The sequence below is a fragment of the Pedobacter aquatilis genome, assembly GCF_032678425.1.
GTDB classification, from domain to species: Bacteria; Bacteroidota; Bacteroidia; order Sphingobacteriales; family Sphingobacteriaceae; genus Pedobacter; species Pedobacter aquatilis_B.
The window spans coordinates 141296-155789 of the sequence record NZ_JAVTSG010000008.1 but is presented as its reverse complement, the minus strand read 5'-3'; the positions used below and the strand labels follow the sequence as shown (position 1 = coordinate 155789).

General features: G+C 36.1%; 13 protein-coding genes. 7 read left to right on the top strand and 6 right to left on the bottom strand.

The annotated features are described in order from the left end of the window. The first annotated feature begins 100 nt into the window (after positions 1 to 100). From R2Q16_RS20115 to R2Q16_RS20105, 3 genes are read left to right on the top strand one after another with little or no spacing between them, the layout of a single operon-like run. The gene (locus R2Q16_RS20115) at positions 101 to 589 is read left to right on the top strand and encodes an FKBP-type peptidyl-prolyl cis-trans isomerase (protein WP_316739827.1); all 489 of its coding nucleotides are present in this window, start codon (positions 101 to 103) and stop codon (positions 587 to 589) included. Further along, positions 590 to 1045, top strand: coding sequence for an FKBP-type peptidyl-prolyl cis-trans isomerase (locus tag R2Q16_RS20110; RefSeq protein WP_316739826.1), 456 nt, complete (start codon positions 590 to 592; stop codon positions 1043 to 1045). It begins immediately after the preceding gene. A gap of 3 nt (positions 1046 to 1048) precedes the next feature. Then, on the top strand, positions 1049 to 1951 hold the full coding sequence (locus tag R2Q16_RS20105; RefSeq protein WP_316739824.1) for an FKBP-type peptidyl-prolyl cis-trans isomerase: 903 nt from the start codon (positions 1049 to 1051) through the stop codon (positions 1949 to 1951). Here the strand turns inward: R2Q16_RS20105 and R2Q16_RS20100 are convergent. The 3 genes from R2Q16_RS20100 to R2Q16_RS20090 all read right to left on the bottom strand — a co-directional run bounded on the left by R2Q16_RS20100 (position 1948) and on the right by R2Q16_RS20090 (position 5955). Continuing rightward, positions 1948 to 3246 (bottom strand): deoxyribodipyrimidine photo-lyase, encoded by a 1299-nt coding sequence (locus tag R2Q16_RS20100; protein ID WP_316739822.1) that lies wholly within the window; start codon positions 3244 to 3246, stop codon positions 1948 to 1950. The genes R2Q16_RS20105 and R2Q16_RS20100 overlap by 4 nt on opposite strands. A gap of 32 nt (positions 3247 to 3278) precedes the next feature. Next, positions 3279 to 4184, bottom strand: coding sequence for a TIGR01777 family oxidoreductase (locus R2Q16_RS20095; protein WP_316739821.1), 906 nt, complete (start codon positions 4182 to 4184; stop codon positions 3279 to 3281). Positions 4185 to 4344: 160 nt separating this feature from the next. Further along, positions 4345 to 5955 (bottom strand): DUF4139 domain-containing protein, encoded by a 1611-nt coding sequence (locus R2Q16_RS20090; RefSeq protein ID WP_316739820.1) that lies wholly within the window; start codon positions 5953 to 5955, stop codon positions 4345 to 4347. 164 nt (positions 5956 to 6119) lie between these two features. Here R2Q16_RS20090 and R2Q16_RS20085 point away from each other — a divergent pair, with 164 nt between their 5' ends. The 4 genes from R2Q16_RS20085 (at position 6120) to R2Q16_RS20070 (ending at position 12256) form a co-directional block, all read left to right on the top strand. After that, positions 6120 to 7394 carry a DASH family cryptochrome gene (locus R2Q16_RS20085; RefSeq protein WP_316739818.1) on the top strand — a complete coding sequence of 425 codons (1275 nt, stop codon included), beginning with the start codon at positions 6120 to 6122 and terminating at the stop codon, positions 7392 to 7394. 180 nt (positions 7395 to 7574) lie between these two features. After that, on the top strand, positions 7575 to 10373 hold the full coding sequence (locus R2Q16_RS20080; protein WP_316739817.1) for a 2-oxoglutarate dehydrogenase E1 component: 2799 nt from the start codon (positions 7575 to 7577) through the stop codon (positions 10371 to 10373). A 102-nt stretch (positions 10374 to 10475) separates the two neighbouring features. Next, complete coding sequence (gene odhB / locus R2Q16_RS20075) at positions 10476 to 11705, top strand: 2-oxoglutarate dehydrogenase complex dihydrolipoyllysine-residue succinyltransferase (RefSeq protein WP_316739816.1); 1230 nt, start codon at positions 10476 to 10478, stop codon at positions 11703 to 11705. Positions 11706 to 11896: 191 nt separating this feature from the next. Further along, positions 11897 to 12256: a DUF2809 domain-containing protein gene (locus R2Q16_RS20070; RefSeq protein WP_316739814.1), complete on the top strand. Its 360-nt coding sequence runs from the start codon at positions 11897 to 11899 to the stop codon at positions 12254 to 12256. 368 nt (positions 12257 to 12624) lie between these two features. Here R2Q16_RS20070 and R2Q16_RS20065 read toward each other — a convergent pair whose 3' ends face one another. The 3 genes from R2Q16_RS20065 to R2Q16_RS20055 form a co-directional block, all read right to left on the bottom strand. Next, complete coding sequence (locus R2Q16_RS20065) at positions 12625 to 13143, bottom strand: DUF4269 domain-containing protein (protein ID WP_316739812.1); 519 nt, start codon at positions 13141 to 13143, stop codon at positions 12625 to 12627. A 356-nt stretch (positions 13144 to 13499) separates the two neighbouring features. Continuing rightward, positions 13500 to 14102, bottom strand: a complete 603-nt coding sequence (locus R2Q16_RS20060; protein ID WP_316739811.1) for a lipoprotein signal peptidase — start codon at positions 14100 to 14102, stop codon at positions 13500 to 13502. After that, positions 14102 to 14485, bottom strand: a complete 384-nt coding sequence (locus R2Q16_RS20055; RefSeq protein ID WP_290237554.1) for a TraR/DksA family transcriptional regulator — start codon at positions 14483 to 14485, stop codon at positions 14102 to 14104. The genes R2Q16_RS20060 and R2Q16_RS20055 overlap by 1 nt, the downstream gene beginning before the upstream one ends. Positions 14486 to 14494 lie beyond the last annotated feature (9 nt).

The window sequence follows — 14494 nt, the reverse complement described above, 5'->3', positions numbered from 1 at the left end:
AGGGTTGCTTAATCTCTTAGCTTTGGGCTTTTTGCTTTATAGAGTGTTAAATTTGGTTAAAAATTGCCGCAACCACATTAAAAGCTTATTTTTGCGAACTATGCTTAAGATAAAACATTTTCTCTTAATGGTTTGCGTTGCAGGATGCTTTGCAGCCTGTAAAAAAACGGATGTTGGAGAGTTGTACGATCCGGTTCCGCAGTTTAAAGCAGATACAACAGCGATTAGAGCTTTTGTTAAAGCCAACAACATACCAGTTTTAAAAAACGAACAATACGGTGTTTTCTATCAAATTATTGCTCCGGGAACAGGTAATTTAACTTATGCAACAAGTACTAAAATAACGGTAGATTACGAAGGAAGATTACTTAACGGAACTATTTTCGATGCTTCAAAAGGTGCTTTACAAACTTTCACTTTGGGTACTTTAATTCCGGGATGGCAAATTGGTGTTCCTTACATTCAAAAAGGTGGGCAAATCAGATTGTTTATTCCATCATATTATGGCTACGGAGAAATTGCGAGAACGGGTATTCCGGCTAACTCGGTTTTAGATTTTACAATTACACTTAACGACGTTGCCAATTAAATGAAGAATAATTTTTTAAAAATCACTGCCCTAAGCTTTCTTTTAATCTCTGTTTTATTTACTTCTTGTAAAAAGGATGAAGATGCAGAAAAGCAAATTACTGAATTTATTCAGAAAAATAATATTCAAGCGACCAAACATTCATCTGGTTTATATTATCAAATTGTAAAACCTGGTACTGGTTCATCCACTTATCCATCAGGAACAAAAATCACGATAAAATATACGGGAAGATTATTAGATGGAACAGTTATAGATGATGGGGGTAAAATTGAAAATACATTCGTTTTGGCTCAACTAATAGAAGGTTGGAGAATTGGAATACCTTTAATTCAAAAAGGTGGAGAAATAAGATTAATAATTCCTTCTGAACTTGCTTATGGCAGCCAGGCAACCGGTCCGGTACCTGCAAATTCGGTTTTAGACTTTACGATACAATTAATAAACGTACAATAATTAATGAAGAACTTTACAAAAATCGGCTTCTTACTTGCTTTTTTAGCCGCTATAGTGCTTACAGCTTGCGAGAAACAAAATGATACGATTCAGGTTGTGGATGATGCTGCAATTCAAACTTACATTAGGCAGAATAATTTAACCATGATAAAGGATGTTAGTGGCTATTATTACAATATCACTACCCCGGGAACAGGTGCGGATTTGAAAAATTCAGATTCAGTTTTTTATTCCTATAGTTTTAAAACCTTGTCGGGTAGGGTACTGAATCAATCAAACAACTTATCAATTCCAGGAACATTTCTAGGTTATACAGATAGATTTATCATAAATAATACTGCTTATAATTTAACACCAGTACGTGAAGTGCTTGCTAAATTAAAGCGTGGTGGAAAGGCATCTGTGATAATTCCATCAAACCTGGCATTTGGTAGAAACGGAATTGCAGCTTTAGATATCAGTTCGAATGAAAATATTTTGGTTGAGTTGGGAATATATACCCAATCAAAAAGACATGAGATTGATGAACTGCAAATCGATAATTTTTTAACTGCAAATTCTTTAACCGCAATTAAAGATGCATCAAGAGTTAGGTATATTGTTACACAACAAGGTACTGGTACTGAACCAATATCAAATTCAAGTACTTTATCTGTTAATTATACCGGGCGATTTTTAACCGGGAGTACTTTTGACACTTCTTCAGGTACTCCGGTAGAATTTGAATTGTCGGGAACCATAAAGGGCTGGCAAATATTGAAAAATTTTAAAGCTGGAACAAAGGTTAGAATATTTGTGCCATCAGATTTAGCTTATGGAGAAGATGGAAGTAGTCAGGGAGCTGTTGCAATCCCAGGAAATACTTGTTTAGATTTTGATATCGAAATTGTAAGCGTTAAAAATTAGGCTAACGCTTCTTTAAAAACTTTAAGCACTCTTTCGCGTGCAAATGTATGCTCAACTATTGGTTGGGCATATTTTTTTGTGCCAAATTCTGGTACCCACTTTTTTATGTATTCAAACTTTGGATCAAACCTTTTTGCTTGTAATTCTGGATTAAAAACCCTAAAATAAGGTGCAGCGTCATTGCCCGAGCCTGCTGCCCATTGCCAACCGCCAACATTACTCGCCATTTCATAGTCAAGCAGTTTTTCTGCAAAATAAGCCTCACCCCAACGCCAGTCTATCAATAAATGCTTAGAGAGAAAACTTGCAACAACCATTCTAACCCGGTTATGCATCCAGCCTGTTTCATTTAATTGTCGCATACCGGCATCCACTAATGGGTATCCGGTTTCACCTTTGCACCAGGCTTTGAATTCGTTTTCGTTATTGCGCCATTTAATTTTATCGTACTGCTTTTTAAATGAATCGAAACCTGCATATGGGAAATGCCAAAGAATCATCATATAAAATTCTCTCCAGGCTAATTCCGATAACCAAACATTTGATTTTGCTTCAATTGCATGGGCAACAGCTTTTCTAATGCTCAAAGTTCCAAAACGCAAATGCAAACCAATGTGGGTTGTTCCATTTATTGCAGGAAAATCTCTTTGTTTTGCATAATCATCAAGCTTGCTTTTATAACTCAATGCAGGGAATTTGAGCTCACTTTTTTCAAAGCCCATTTCCTTTAATGTTGGCATCGATAGTTGAGCGGTTTGATAAAGATTTTTAAGGTATTTTTTAGTTGGATATTCTTTATAGTAAAAGTCTTCAAGCTTTGCTTGCCATTGTTTATAATACGGAGTAAATACAGTATAAGGTGTTTTGTCGGCTTTTAAAATTTCGCCTCTTTCAAAAATTACCTGATCCTTATGAGTTTTAAAAGCAATCTTTTCACTCGTTAGAAATTCAGCAACAGCATCATCACGTTCTTTTGCATAGGGTTCGTAATCATGATTAGTGTAAACTTCCTCAACATCGTATTCCTTTAAAACCTTTGGCCATATTTTTTCAGGATTTCCATACTCAATTAAAATATCAGACTTTTTAGACTGAAGCTTGCTCTTAATTTCTTCAAGAGTTTGAAAAATAAAAGATACCCTTGCATCATTTTTAGGCAGCTCAGCTAAGATATTATCGTCAAAAATAAAAAGCAGAAGAACCGGATTATCGCTCTTTAAGGCATGATATAAAGCGGCATTATCTTCTAATCTTAAATCACGGCGTAACCAACAAATGTTAACAGGTTTCTTCATTATAATTTAATTGGGATTTTTTCAGGTCAAAATTAGGCTTTATAAATGTCTTTTAAAGCATCCTGAAGTTGGGTGAATTTAAAGATATAGCCTGCATCTAAAAGTTTCTGTGCAGATGTGTTGTTGCTCATTAAGATGGCTTCAGTTCTTTCACCCATCAAAATTTCCAATGCTTTTTTCGGAACATTAAATGGCCAGACTGGTCGGATGAGTTCTTTTGCAATTGCCTTGGTTAAGCCTTTATTCGTTACCGGGAAAGGAGCGCAGGCATTATAGTCGCCTTCCATTTTAATGTTTTCGATAGCCGTAATATAAATCGAAACCATATCATCAATATGCAACCACGGTACCCACTGTTTCCCGGTTCCAATTGCTGCCCCGGCAAATAGTTTTACAGGTAATGCAAGTTGAGGTAATGCGCCGCCATGTTTGCTTAATACAATGCCGGTCCTAATTTTTACAACTCTTAAGCTATGCTTTTTACCTTCGTCAACCGACTTTTCCCACAGATAACAGCATTTTGCTAAAAAGCCAAAACCATTCGGACTTTCTTCGGTTAAAATTTCATCACCACAATCGCCATAATAACCCACAGCTGATGAAGAAATGAAAGATTTGATTTGGTGATTTTTGTGCGTGGCAATGGTTTTATATAATAGTTCCGTTGATTTTACCCGACTATCAATGATTTGCTGCTTTCTTTCATCGGTCCACTTTTTATCGGCAACAGCCTCGCCAGCTAAATGAATTACAGCATCAACATTATCTAAGCTACGGCTATCAATTTCACCTTTGTAAACATTCCATTTGTATGCATTAGCGTCATTTTCAGGCTTTCTGGATAATGTCTTTACTTCATATCCTTTGCTTAAAAGCGTTTTCTTTAATGCAGTACCCACTAAGCCAGTCGCTCCGGTTATTAATATCTTTTTTGCCATGTTTTAACAACACTAAAGATACAAAAGGGTTTTTGCATTAAATGAGGTTTCGCATCATTCCCGCGTATGCGGGAATGATGCGAAAGAAAGATGCACCCACCGCTTTAAGATTCCCAATTAAGTTGGGATGACGTGTTGTTGAGAACAGTTGCTTATTAACTTACAACCCTGCAATAACCTTATTTCTTGGCGATTTTACAGCATAACTTAATTTAATGGTTTTGGTTTCATTTGGTGCAAGCGTCAAATTCCAGGTTAAAATGCCTGTGTCTTTATTTACTTCAGCTTTGCTGCTTTCTAATAATTCAACTTCAATATCGCTTTGTGATGAAATAGGATATTGGTCTTTTAAAGACAGCTCCACAGATTCTTTCTTAGTATTTCTAATTTTAATTAAATAGGTAAAAGCTTGTTTTTTGTTGCTGCCGATAAATTTTGTACTGCTAAAATCTTCTTGCTTTTCTTTGGTGATGATAATTTTTTTATCTTTTCCCATGCTTAAGCTCAAAGTATCTAAAATATTTGCCGGATTAATGAAAGACTTGCCTGTGTAAGTGCCTTCAAAGATAATATTTGCGTTACCGGCTTGAAGATTCAGTTTTTCCCAATCCAAAATATCTGCCAATAAATAAGCATCGTTACTTACACGAGGAGCAGCATAATATTTATATTTTGCTGGTACATCATATTCTTTGAACGAAACCGTATGAGGCTTGTTATCACTATTAATATCATATGGAATGTCAATATCAAAGGTTACACCTAGCTGTGTTTCATTTACAGATGTGAAATTGTTAACTGTCGAAACTGATGCTGCCAGATTTTGTTTTTTTTCTTTACCGTATCCTACAACTACCGTTTCGTATAGCATATTTTCATCAGCCACAGGCGATGCCATGCCTCTGATTCTGATTTGAGGTTGATTTGTTGAAACAAACCACGGATTTAAAGTTGGTGCGGTGATGTTATAATTCGGGTTTCCGGTTGATAAAGAAAGCTTAACCTTTTTCCAATCTAAACCTGTGTTTTGGATAATCGCACCTTTGTAAACAATGCTTAACGGATTAGAAGTATTAGCCGCTTTAATGTCGTAACTGGCAGACCATGTAGCACTCGGTGTAACATAAGAAACATTGTAATTTGCATTAACATTTTCCTTGGCCATAAGTTGCAAAACCAATTGCCCTAACTGCTGATTTGGATTATTCCGTAGTTCTGCCAATTGTTGTTGCCATGCATTTAGCTTTTTTGTTTGTTTCTCTTCAGTAGTGGTAATGGCAAGAATAGCATTTCGAACTTCGGTACTTTTTGTGCGGTAATATTCTGCAAGTTTAACCAGCTCTGCAACATTTGTACCTGTATTTGTTCCGCCCGATTTTCTGTTTTCATCCAACAAAACCAAAGTTTGTTCTTCAACAGTTTTTGCATTCTTTATTTTGGTAAGCTCCGTGTTTACAATTTTGATGCTGTCGTTTAATAACTTTATTTCAGGATTAGCAACATCCGAATTCAGAAAGTCGCGATTAAACTGTACTGCCAAAATGGTTACTCCGGCAGAAACGCCAACTTGTATGGAGCTTTCATTTATCCTACCGGAAATATTGTTGATAACGATTTCTGATGTTCCGGCTGGAAGATTCACTTTTCCAAAGTGAGAAAGCTGTGCGCCATTATTGTAAACGGTAACACTTTCTAAAGCTGCTTTGCTCTTTATTTGCTGTTGTGCAAAAGCACTAAGTGGAAATAATAGTGTAATTAAAATTCGTTTCATATTTCAATGTGTTTAATTTTATTGAAATGATGAGCTACTTAATGTTTTTCCATAAGTAAATTTTATTTTGTTGGGCTTTTGTAAAGAATTCGACAGGGTTTTGATGCGGAGAAAAAATACAATAAATTTGTAATTACGCTCATCATACTATTTCTACAATAAGGATGTCTAAAAAAATTTTAGTCTGGTTTAGAAATGATCTTCGACTTCACGATAACGAGATGTTGGTTGAAGCAATCACTAAATCAGATTCAATTTTACCCGTTTATATTTTCGATTCTCGTTCTTTCGGTGATACCAAATATGGTACACAAAAAACCGGAAGCATAAGGGCGCAATTTATACTGGAAAGTGTTGCGGCATTAAGAAACTCTTTAAATCAAATTGGTGGCAATTTACTGGTTGCTGAAGGAAAACCTGAGGATATTATTCCGGCGCTAGTACAGGAGTATGAGATTAATGAGGTTTATCATCACCGCGAGGTGGCAGAAGAGGAAACTCAAATTTCAGGGCAGTTAGAAAACGGACTTTGGAAACTTCGCATCAATTTAAAGCACTTTATTGGCCATACGCTTTACAATAAAGAAGATTTACCTTTTCCAATAAAAGATATTCCTGATGCATTTAATCAATTTAAAAAGAAAATTGAGCGAGATGCAATTATTAAACCTTGTTTCGCAGCACCCGATAGAGTTAATGTTGCTGAAGTTATCGATTGGGGAAATATTCCAACCTTAACGGATTTGGGTTTAAGTATTCACGAAAAAGATACCCGTTCTGATTTTGAATATATTGGCGGTGAAGCTGAGGGTTTAGCAAACCTACAAAAGGTTACTATTGCCATGCAGCAAGCGGCAACTACCAAAAATTTAATTCTGGCGTCTAAACTTTCTGCCTGGTTGGCAATGGGTTGTTTATCACCCAGAAAAGTTTATTGGGAAATTAAGAAAATGGAAAGTTTCCCGAATACCAAGGCCATGTTTAACCATGTTTTATTGGGTTTACTTTGGAGGGATTATTTCCGTTTCATGTTCAAAAAATATGGCAATAACTTCTTTAAGCCTAACGGATTTGGTAGTCAGGGTATTGTAGATGAAGCCAATACAGCAGAAAATCTACAAAATTGGAAAAACGGACAAACTGGTTTTGCAATTGTTGATGCCGTAATGACAGAGTTAAATCAAACCGGTTACATCTCAAATGTTGCACGCCAAACCGCTGCGCTTTACCTGATTAATAATTTAGAAGTAAGCTGGGTTTTAGGTGCTGCTTATTTCGAAGAAAAGCTGATTGACTATAATCCGGCAAGTAATTGGGGTAACTGGGCAAATATGGCTGGCGTTGGTAATGACCAAAAATCAAAAAGCGTTTTTGATTTCGATAAAAACCTTAAAAACCTAGATCCGAAAGGCAATTATGCGCTAACCTGGGCATCATAGTTAATGATAGGTTGATTAATTTTTGAATGATTGAATGCACATTCACTAATTCTTAAACTCAAAACCCGGCTTCTTATTAAGAATGATTCTATATTTGATATATCTTATTTTAATCTAGTTTTTTGTCATTTTTTTAAGGTAAAATTCTAATTTTGTAATGCTTATAGTAAACAGTAAATAATGAGTAGTTTATCTTATCTTAGTGGCGAAAACGCCGAATATATAGATTCTTTATATCAGTCGTATCAGCAAGATCCAGAATCAGTTGAGTTTGGTTGGCAAAAGTTTTTTGAAGGTTTCGATTTTGGAAGAGGATCAGAAGCCACAGCAGTAACTGCAGAAACTCCGGAACAATTTTTAAAAGAGGTTAGTGTGCTAAACTTGATTGATGGTTACAGAAGCCGCGGTCACTTGTTTACCCACACCAATCCTGTTCGCGAAAGACGCAAGCATTTACCTTCTTTAGAATTATCAAATTTTGGTTTATCTGATGCAGATTTAGAAACCGTTTTTAACTCTGGAGTTGAAATTGGTATCGGCGCAGCCAAATTAAAAGATATTGTTGCTTTCTTAAAGCAAACCTATGCCAGCTCTATCGGCGCTGAGTTTAAATTTTTACGTACACCAGAAGTTTTGAATTGGATTCAAGGCAAAATGGAAAGTGCACGTAATACGCCAAACTTCTCTATCGAGGAGAAAAAACGTATCCTGAGAAAATTAAATGAAGCTGTAAGTTTCGAAAACTTTTTAGGTACAAAATTCTTAGGCCAAAAGCGGTTCTCTTTAGAAGGTGCTGAGGCTTTAATTCCGGCATTGGATTCGGTAATTGAAAAAGGTGCAGATTTAGGAATCGAAGAATTTGTAATTGGTATGGCGCACCGCGGTCGTTTGAACGTGTTGGCCAATATCATGCAAAAAACTTATAAAGATATTTTTACAGAATTTGAAGGTAAAAGCTATAATCCGGAAACACCTTTCGGAGGTGATGTTAAATATCACTTAGGTTATTCTACCGATGTTACAACTGTTGCTGGCAAAAGTGTTCACTTAAGTCTTTGCCCAAATCCTTCGCACTTAGAAACTGTTGATGGTGTAGTTGAGGGTATGAGCCGTTCGAAAATTGATTTCAAATATGGTGGCGATAATAGTCGTTTAGCGCCAATTTTGATTCATGGTGATGCTTCAGTTGCGGGTCAGGGTATTGTGTACGAAGTAATCCAAATGGCTGGTTTAGATGGTTACAAAACTGGTGGTACAATCCACCTGGTGATTAATAACCAAATCGGTTTCACTACAAATTATAAAGACGCCCGTACAAGTACATACTGTACAGATATTGCTAAAGTAACTTTATCGCCGGTTTTTCATGTAAATGGTGATGACCCGGAAGCTTTAGTTTATGCAATTAATTTGGCGATGGAATATCGTCAGAAATATAAAAACGATGTTTTTATTGATATTTTATGCTACCGTCGTTTCGGGCACAATGAGTCTGATGAACCTAAATTCACGCAGCCATTATTGTACAAAACAATTGAAAAACACCCTAATCCAAGGGAAATTTATATTGAGCAATTAACTAAAGAAGGTAAGTTAGAGGCAGGCCTGGCAAAAGAAATGGAAAAAGATTTCCGTGGAATTTTGCAAGAGCGCTTAAACGAAGCTAAAGAGTTTGTTGCCGGAAATACCGAAGTTAAATTTGGTGGAGCATGGGCAGATTTACGTATGGCAACACCGAAAGATTTCGAAAAATCTCCTGTTACAGCAGTTAAAAAAGCTACATTATTAGAGATTGGTAAACGCATTACTACATTACCTTCGAATAAAAAATTCTTCAAAAAAATTGAAAAATTATTTGCTGAACGTACGAAAATGGTCAACGAAACTAATGTTTTCGATTGGGCAATGGGCGAACAATTGGCGTATGGTACATTATTATCAGAAGGTAAACGTGTTCGTTTAAGCGGTCAGGATGTAGAGCGTGGTACGTTCTCTCATCGCCATGCGGTATTAACTTTAGAAGACAGCGAAGAAGAATATGTGCCTTTAGCAAACATTTCAGACCAACAAGCACCATTTGATATTTACAATTCGCATTTATCTGAATATGGTGTTTTAGGTTTCGAATATGGTTATGCAATGGCCAATCCAAACGCTTTAACCATTTGGGAAGCACAATTTGGCGATTTCTTTAACGGTGCACAAATTGTAATTGACCAATATATAGCAAGTGCGGAAACAAAATGGCAACGTGAAAACGGTTTGGTAATGTTATTGCCACATGGTTATGAAGGTCAGGGACCAGAACATTCATCAGCACGTATCGAGCGTTTTATGGAACTTTGTGCAGATTATAACATGCAAGTAGTAAACTGTACTACGCCTGCAAACTTCTTCCACGTTTTACGTCGTCAGTTTAAACGCGATTTCCGTAAACCTTTGGTTGTGTTTTCTCCAAAAAGTTTATTACGCCACCCGGCATGTGTATCTAAATTAGATGAATTTACTGAAGGTGGTTTTAAAGAAGTAATTGATGATGTAAATGTGAAAGTTGCAGATGTAACACGTATTGTTTTCTGTAGCGGTAAAATTTATTACGAATTACTTGAAAAACAACAGGCCGATAAAGTTAAACATGTGGCAATTGTACGTGTTGAGCAGTTATATCCAACACCTGTTGATCAAATGGAAGCGATTAAAACGAAATATAAAAATGCTGACGAAATTTTCTGGGTACAAGAGGAACCAGAAAATATGGGGGCTTGGCCATATTTATTCCGCAAATTGTACAAAACTGGTTTAAAAGGTATTGATGTAATTTCTAGAAAAGAAAGTAGCAGTACAGCAACAGGTTTTGCTAAACAACACGCCAACCAACAAGCTTATATTTTAGCTAAAGCTTTAGAACTTCCTGTTAAAAAAGAGGAAGTTAAAGAAGCAACTAAAAAAGCGAGCAAAAAAATGGCGGAAGCAGATTAGTGAATAACCAATTTCTGATTATCAATTTTCAAATTGCAATGTTTGATAATTGATTATTGAAAATTGATAATTATAAAAAATTAGAGATATATATTAAACATTATGAGTTTAGAGATAAAAGTTCCACCAGTTGGTGAGTCGATTACCGAAGTTGTTTTATCGCAGTGGTTAAAACAAGACGGCGATGTTGTTGAAATGGATGAAGTTATTGCTGAGTTAGAATCAGACAAGGCTACATTTGAGTTAACTGCAGAGCAGGCTGGAACTTTAAGAACCATAGCTGCCGAAGGCGATACTTTAGCCATTGGTGCAGTAGTTTGTAAAATTGAAGATGGTGGCGCAGCACCTGCAAAAGCTGAAGCTCCAAAAGCGGAAGAAAAAGCAGTAGTTGCTGAAGACAAAACTTCTGCTCCTGTTGCAGAAAAATCTGGCGAAAGCTATGCTACAGGAACGCCATCTCCTGCTGCTGGTAAAATTCTTGCTGAAAAAGGCATTGATGCTAACGCTGTAAAAGGTACAGGTGTTGATGGACGTATTACTAAAGATGATGCTGTAAAAGCAGAAAGCGGAAAGGCAAAAGCAGAAGCACCTAAAGCAAGTGCTGCTCCTGTTGCTGCAGCTCCAGTGGGTGCACGTTCTGAGCGTCGTGAGAAAATGTCGCCATTACGTAAAACCGTTGCAAAGCGTTTGGTTTCAGTTAAAAATGAAACGGCTATGTTAACTACTTTTAACGAAGTTAACATGAAACCAATTATGGATTTACGTGGTAAATACAAAGATTCTTTCAAAGAGAAACATGGTGTAGGTTTAGGTTTTATGAGTTTCTTTACTAAGGCAGTAACGGAAGCTTTAAAAGATTTCCCTGCTGTAAATGCTCGCATTGAAGGTGAAGAAATTGTTTATAATAACTTTGCAGATGTTTCTATCGCGGTTTCAGCTCCAAAAGGTTTAGTTGTTCCGGTTATCCGCAATGCAGAAAGCATGAGTTTAGCTGAAATTGAAAAATCTGTTTTGGCTGTGGCTTTAAAAGCTCGTGATGGTAAATTAACTATCGAAGAAATGACTGGTGGAACATTCACGATTACTAACGGTGGTGTGTTTGGTTCGATGATGTCGACACCGATTATTAATGCGCCACAATCTGCTATTTTAGGTATGCATAACATCGTTGAGCGTCCGATAGCTGAAAAAGGTGAAGTAGTGATTCGTCCGATGATGTATGTTGCTTTATCTTACGACCACAGAATTATTGATGGACGTGAGTCTGTTGGTTTCTTAGTTCGTGTTAAACAATTATTAGAAGACCCAGCTAGATTGTTATTAGGCGTTTAAGTCTATGAATATTAAACTTGAACATATTTAAAAGTCCCGATTTAAATCGGGACTTTTTTTGTATCCGTCATTGCGAGGGCACAAAGCAATCTAATTAGCAGAGAGATTGCTTTGTGCCTCGCAATGACGAATGCTTTAGTATTTCTCTACGCTACGGCCGAAATGACGGAATTTCTATTATATATTTGATTATGAAATTAACGTTCAATCTAAGATTCCTTTTCATCTTCCTGGCTATTTTTGTAATTGAGGTTTTGATTGCGAAGTATGTAGATGATGCTTTTATACGTCCCTTTGGTGGGGATGTTTTGGTTGTTGTTTTGATGTATTCTTTTTTTAGGATTTTCTTAAGAACGAATAATCGAAAACTTGCTTTTGGCGTGTTGATTTTCTCTTTTGTTATTGAATTTTTACAGGCTGTGCATTATGTGAATTGGTTGGGTTTACAGGATAATAAGTTTTGGACGATTGTACTAGGAACTTACTTTTCTGTTTACGATTTACTCGCTTATTTTGTAGGTTATTTAATTTGTTTGATGTTTAAGGAATAACTGTATAGATTGTCGTCATTTCGACCGCAGTGGAGAAATCTTTGTAAATTCAAGCTAATTACAAAGATTTCTCCATTCTGCTGCGCTCCAGTCGAAATGACGACCAGACATTAGACGTCATGCTTTGCTATGTATACAGGATAATAAGTTTGGACTATTGCGCTAGGAACTTACTTTTCTGTTTACGATTTACTCGCTTATTTTGTAGGTTATTTAATTTGTTTGATGTTTAAGGAATGAAAAATACAAGCGTTAAACCTAAACACCACGTCATTGCGAGGCACGAAGCAATCTTATGTGATATTTTTGAGCCAGCGTCCACATTGGGATTGCTTCGTGCCTCGCAATGACGACCGCCTTCGAATAATTTAGAATTTTAACTTCAAAAGTTCTTCGTAAGCATTTCCTTGTAAACCTAATAATTTTGCAAAAGCGGGTTCTGTTTTATAACCTTGCTTTTTCAGTTCAATTACTTGTTGCCTGAAACCTTCGCCCTTTTCTTCAAGCAATTTATGTTCGATGAGCATGTGGCGGAAAGCGTTCTGTTCTTGTGTTGGAATGTCTTGTCCGAAAATTTCGAATTCAAAATCACCAATAAAGAAATTAGCTTTAACAGAATTTAATTTAAGGTTTTGAGAAATGTAAAAGCCTTTCTCATTCTGGAAATTATGAGTTAAAGTTTCGATGAATTCGGTTTTATACTTTACGTAACAGATAATGTCTAAATCACTAGTTTCAATATCTATATTTATAGGAATGGTGCCGGTTAAGATAGGGGTATAATTTGCCAGCTTATTTAAAATTGAGTTTGCTGTTAAAACCTGATAAGCTTTTCTTTGCTTTTGATTTCCTGTTTTTAAGTAGGTTATATCTAGAAAATTTATCATTGCGATTTACAACTTTAGTTTTGTGTAGTTTCCAAAGTTAATAAACCCGATAGTATGAATGCCAATGCAAATACTTCTTTCTTTGTCTTTTGCATTGAATTTGTTTGATGCACAGGTTACATTGGCAGAAAGGATAGCGGGGAGGAGCTTTGATTTTGGAAGAGGTTTTGCTTTTCAAATATTTCACCCTATCAACGATGGGATTTATTTCTTCTGTTTATTAAAACCCTCTAGAGAATAGCAATTGCGTTCTAATACAAACTTCAATAAGGTGGCTTGTAAACAAAAAGCCCATCTCAATTAAGAAATGGGCTATGATATGTAATCATAATTCGTAAATCTAAAGTCGTAATATTTTAGTCTTCTACAATTTCGCTGTTAATACTTACTTCGTCTTTTACATCTTCTTTAAAGTAATTTTTCTGGAAGATTAGAATAAGTATCACGCCAATTGAAATCGCAGCATCTGCAAGGTTAAAAACCGGGCGGAAGAATACAAATTCATCGCCACCCCAGATTGGAATCCAACTTGGGAAGTTACCTTGTGCGATTGGAAAGTAAAGCATATCTACAACGCGGCCGTGAAATAAACTTTCGTAGCCGTAAATTTTGCCATAAAAAACCGAATCGATGATGTTTCCTAATGCACCTGCAAAAATCAGGGCAACGTTAACAATTAATCCACGGTGGTATTTGTGTTTGATTAAATAGTGTAAGCCATAGCCAATACCACCAACTGCAACAATGCGAAATAGTGATAAAGCCAGTTTTCCAAATTCTCCGCCAAACTCCATCCCGAAAGCCATACCATTGTTTTCGGTAAAATGGATAATAAACCATTTACCGATTATGTTAAACTCCTGGCCAAGGTACATGTGGGTTTTAATCCACGTTTTTAAAACCTGGTCGGCAAGTAATACTAAAAAGATAACAATTAAAGGTTTTGTATAGCCTTTCATTAATTCTGCTTTAATTTAGCTTCCATGCTTAAAGTTGCATGAGGAACAGCACGTAAACGTTCTTTTTGAATTAATTTACCTGTTTCGCGACAAATACCGTAAGTTTTGTTTTCGATGCGAACCAAAGCATTTTCTAAGTTATCGATAAACTTTTTCTGGCGGGCAGCAAGTTGATTGATTTGCTCTTTTTCCATTGTAGCTGAACCATCTTCAAGTGTTTTGTAAGCGCCTGATGTATCTTCTGTACCATTTGCGTTTGGATTACTTAATGATGAGGTTAATGCATTAAGTTCCTCTTTCGCCATGCGTAATTTATCTTGAATTAATTCTTTAAATTCTTGAAGTTCACTGTCTGAGTAGCGAGTTTTGTTATTATTTTCCATGCTTTTAAT

Coding starts and splice junctions, on each gene's coding strand:
- R2Q16_RS20115 (WP_316739827.1), top strand. CDS start 101: ATGCTTAAGATAAAACATTTTCTCTTAATGGTTTGCGTTGCAGGATGC.
- R2Q16_RS20110 (WP_316739826.1), top strand. CDS start 590: ATGAAGAATAATTTTTTAAAAATCACTGCCCTAAGCTTTCTTTTAATC.
- R2Q16_RS20105 (WP_316739824.1), top strand. CDS start 1,049: ATGAAGAACTTTACAAAAATCGGCTTCTTACTTGCTTTTTTAGCCGCT.
- R2Q16_RS20100 (WP_316739822.1), bottom strand. CDS start 3,246: ATGAAGAAACCTGTTAACATTTGTTGGTTACGCCGTGATTTAAGATTA.
- R2Q16_RS20095 (WP_316739821.1), bottom strand. CDS start 4,184: ATGGCAAAAAAGATATTAATAACCGGAGCGACTGGCTTAGTGGGTACT.
- R2Q16_RS20090 (WP_316739820.1), bottom strand. CDS start 5,955: ATGAAACGAATTTTAATTACACTATTATTTCCACTTAGTGCTTTTGCA.
- R2Q16_RS20085 (WP_316739818.1), top strand. CDS start 6,120: ATGTCTAAAAAAATTTTAGTCTGGTTTAGAAATGATCTTCGACTTCAC.
- R2Q16_RS20080 (WP_316739817.1), top strand. CDS start 7,575: ATGAGTAGTTTATCTTATCTTAGTGGCGAAAACGCCGAATATATAGAT.
- odhB (WP_316739816.1), top strand. CDS start 10,476: ATGAGTTTAGAGATAAAAGTTCCACCAGTTGGTGAGTCGATTACCGAA.
- R2Q16_RS20070 (WP_316739814.1), top strand. CDS start 11,897: ATGAAATTAACGTTCAATCTAAGATTCCTTTTCATCTTCCTGGCTATT.
- R2Q16_RS20065 (WP_316739812.1), bottom strand. CDS start 13,143: ATGATAAATTTTCTAGATATAACCTACTTAAAAACAGGAAATCAAAAG.
- R2Q16_RS20060 (WP_316739811.1), bottom strand. CDS start 14,102: ATGAAAGGCTATACAAAACCTTTAATTGTTATCTTTTTAGTATTACTT.
- R2Q16_RS20055 (WP_290237554.1), bottom strand. CDS start 14,485: ATGGAAAATAATAACAAAACTCGCTACTCAGACAGTGAACTTCAAGAA.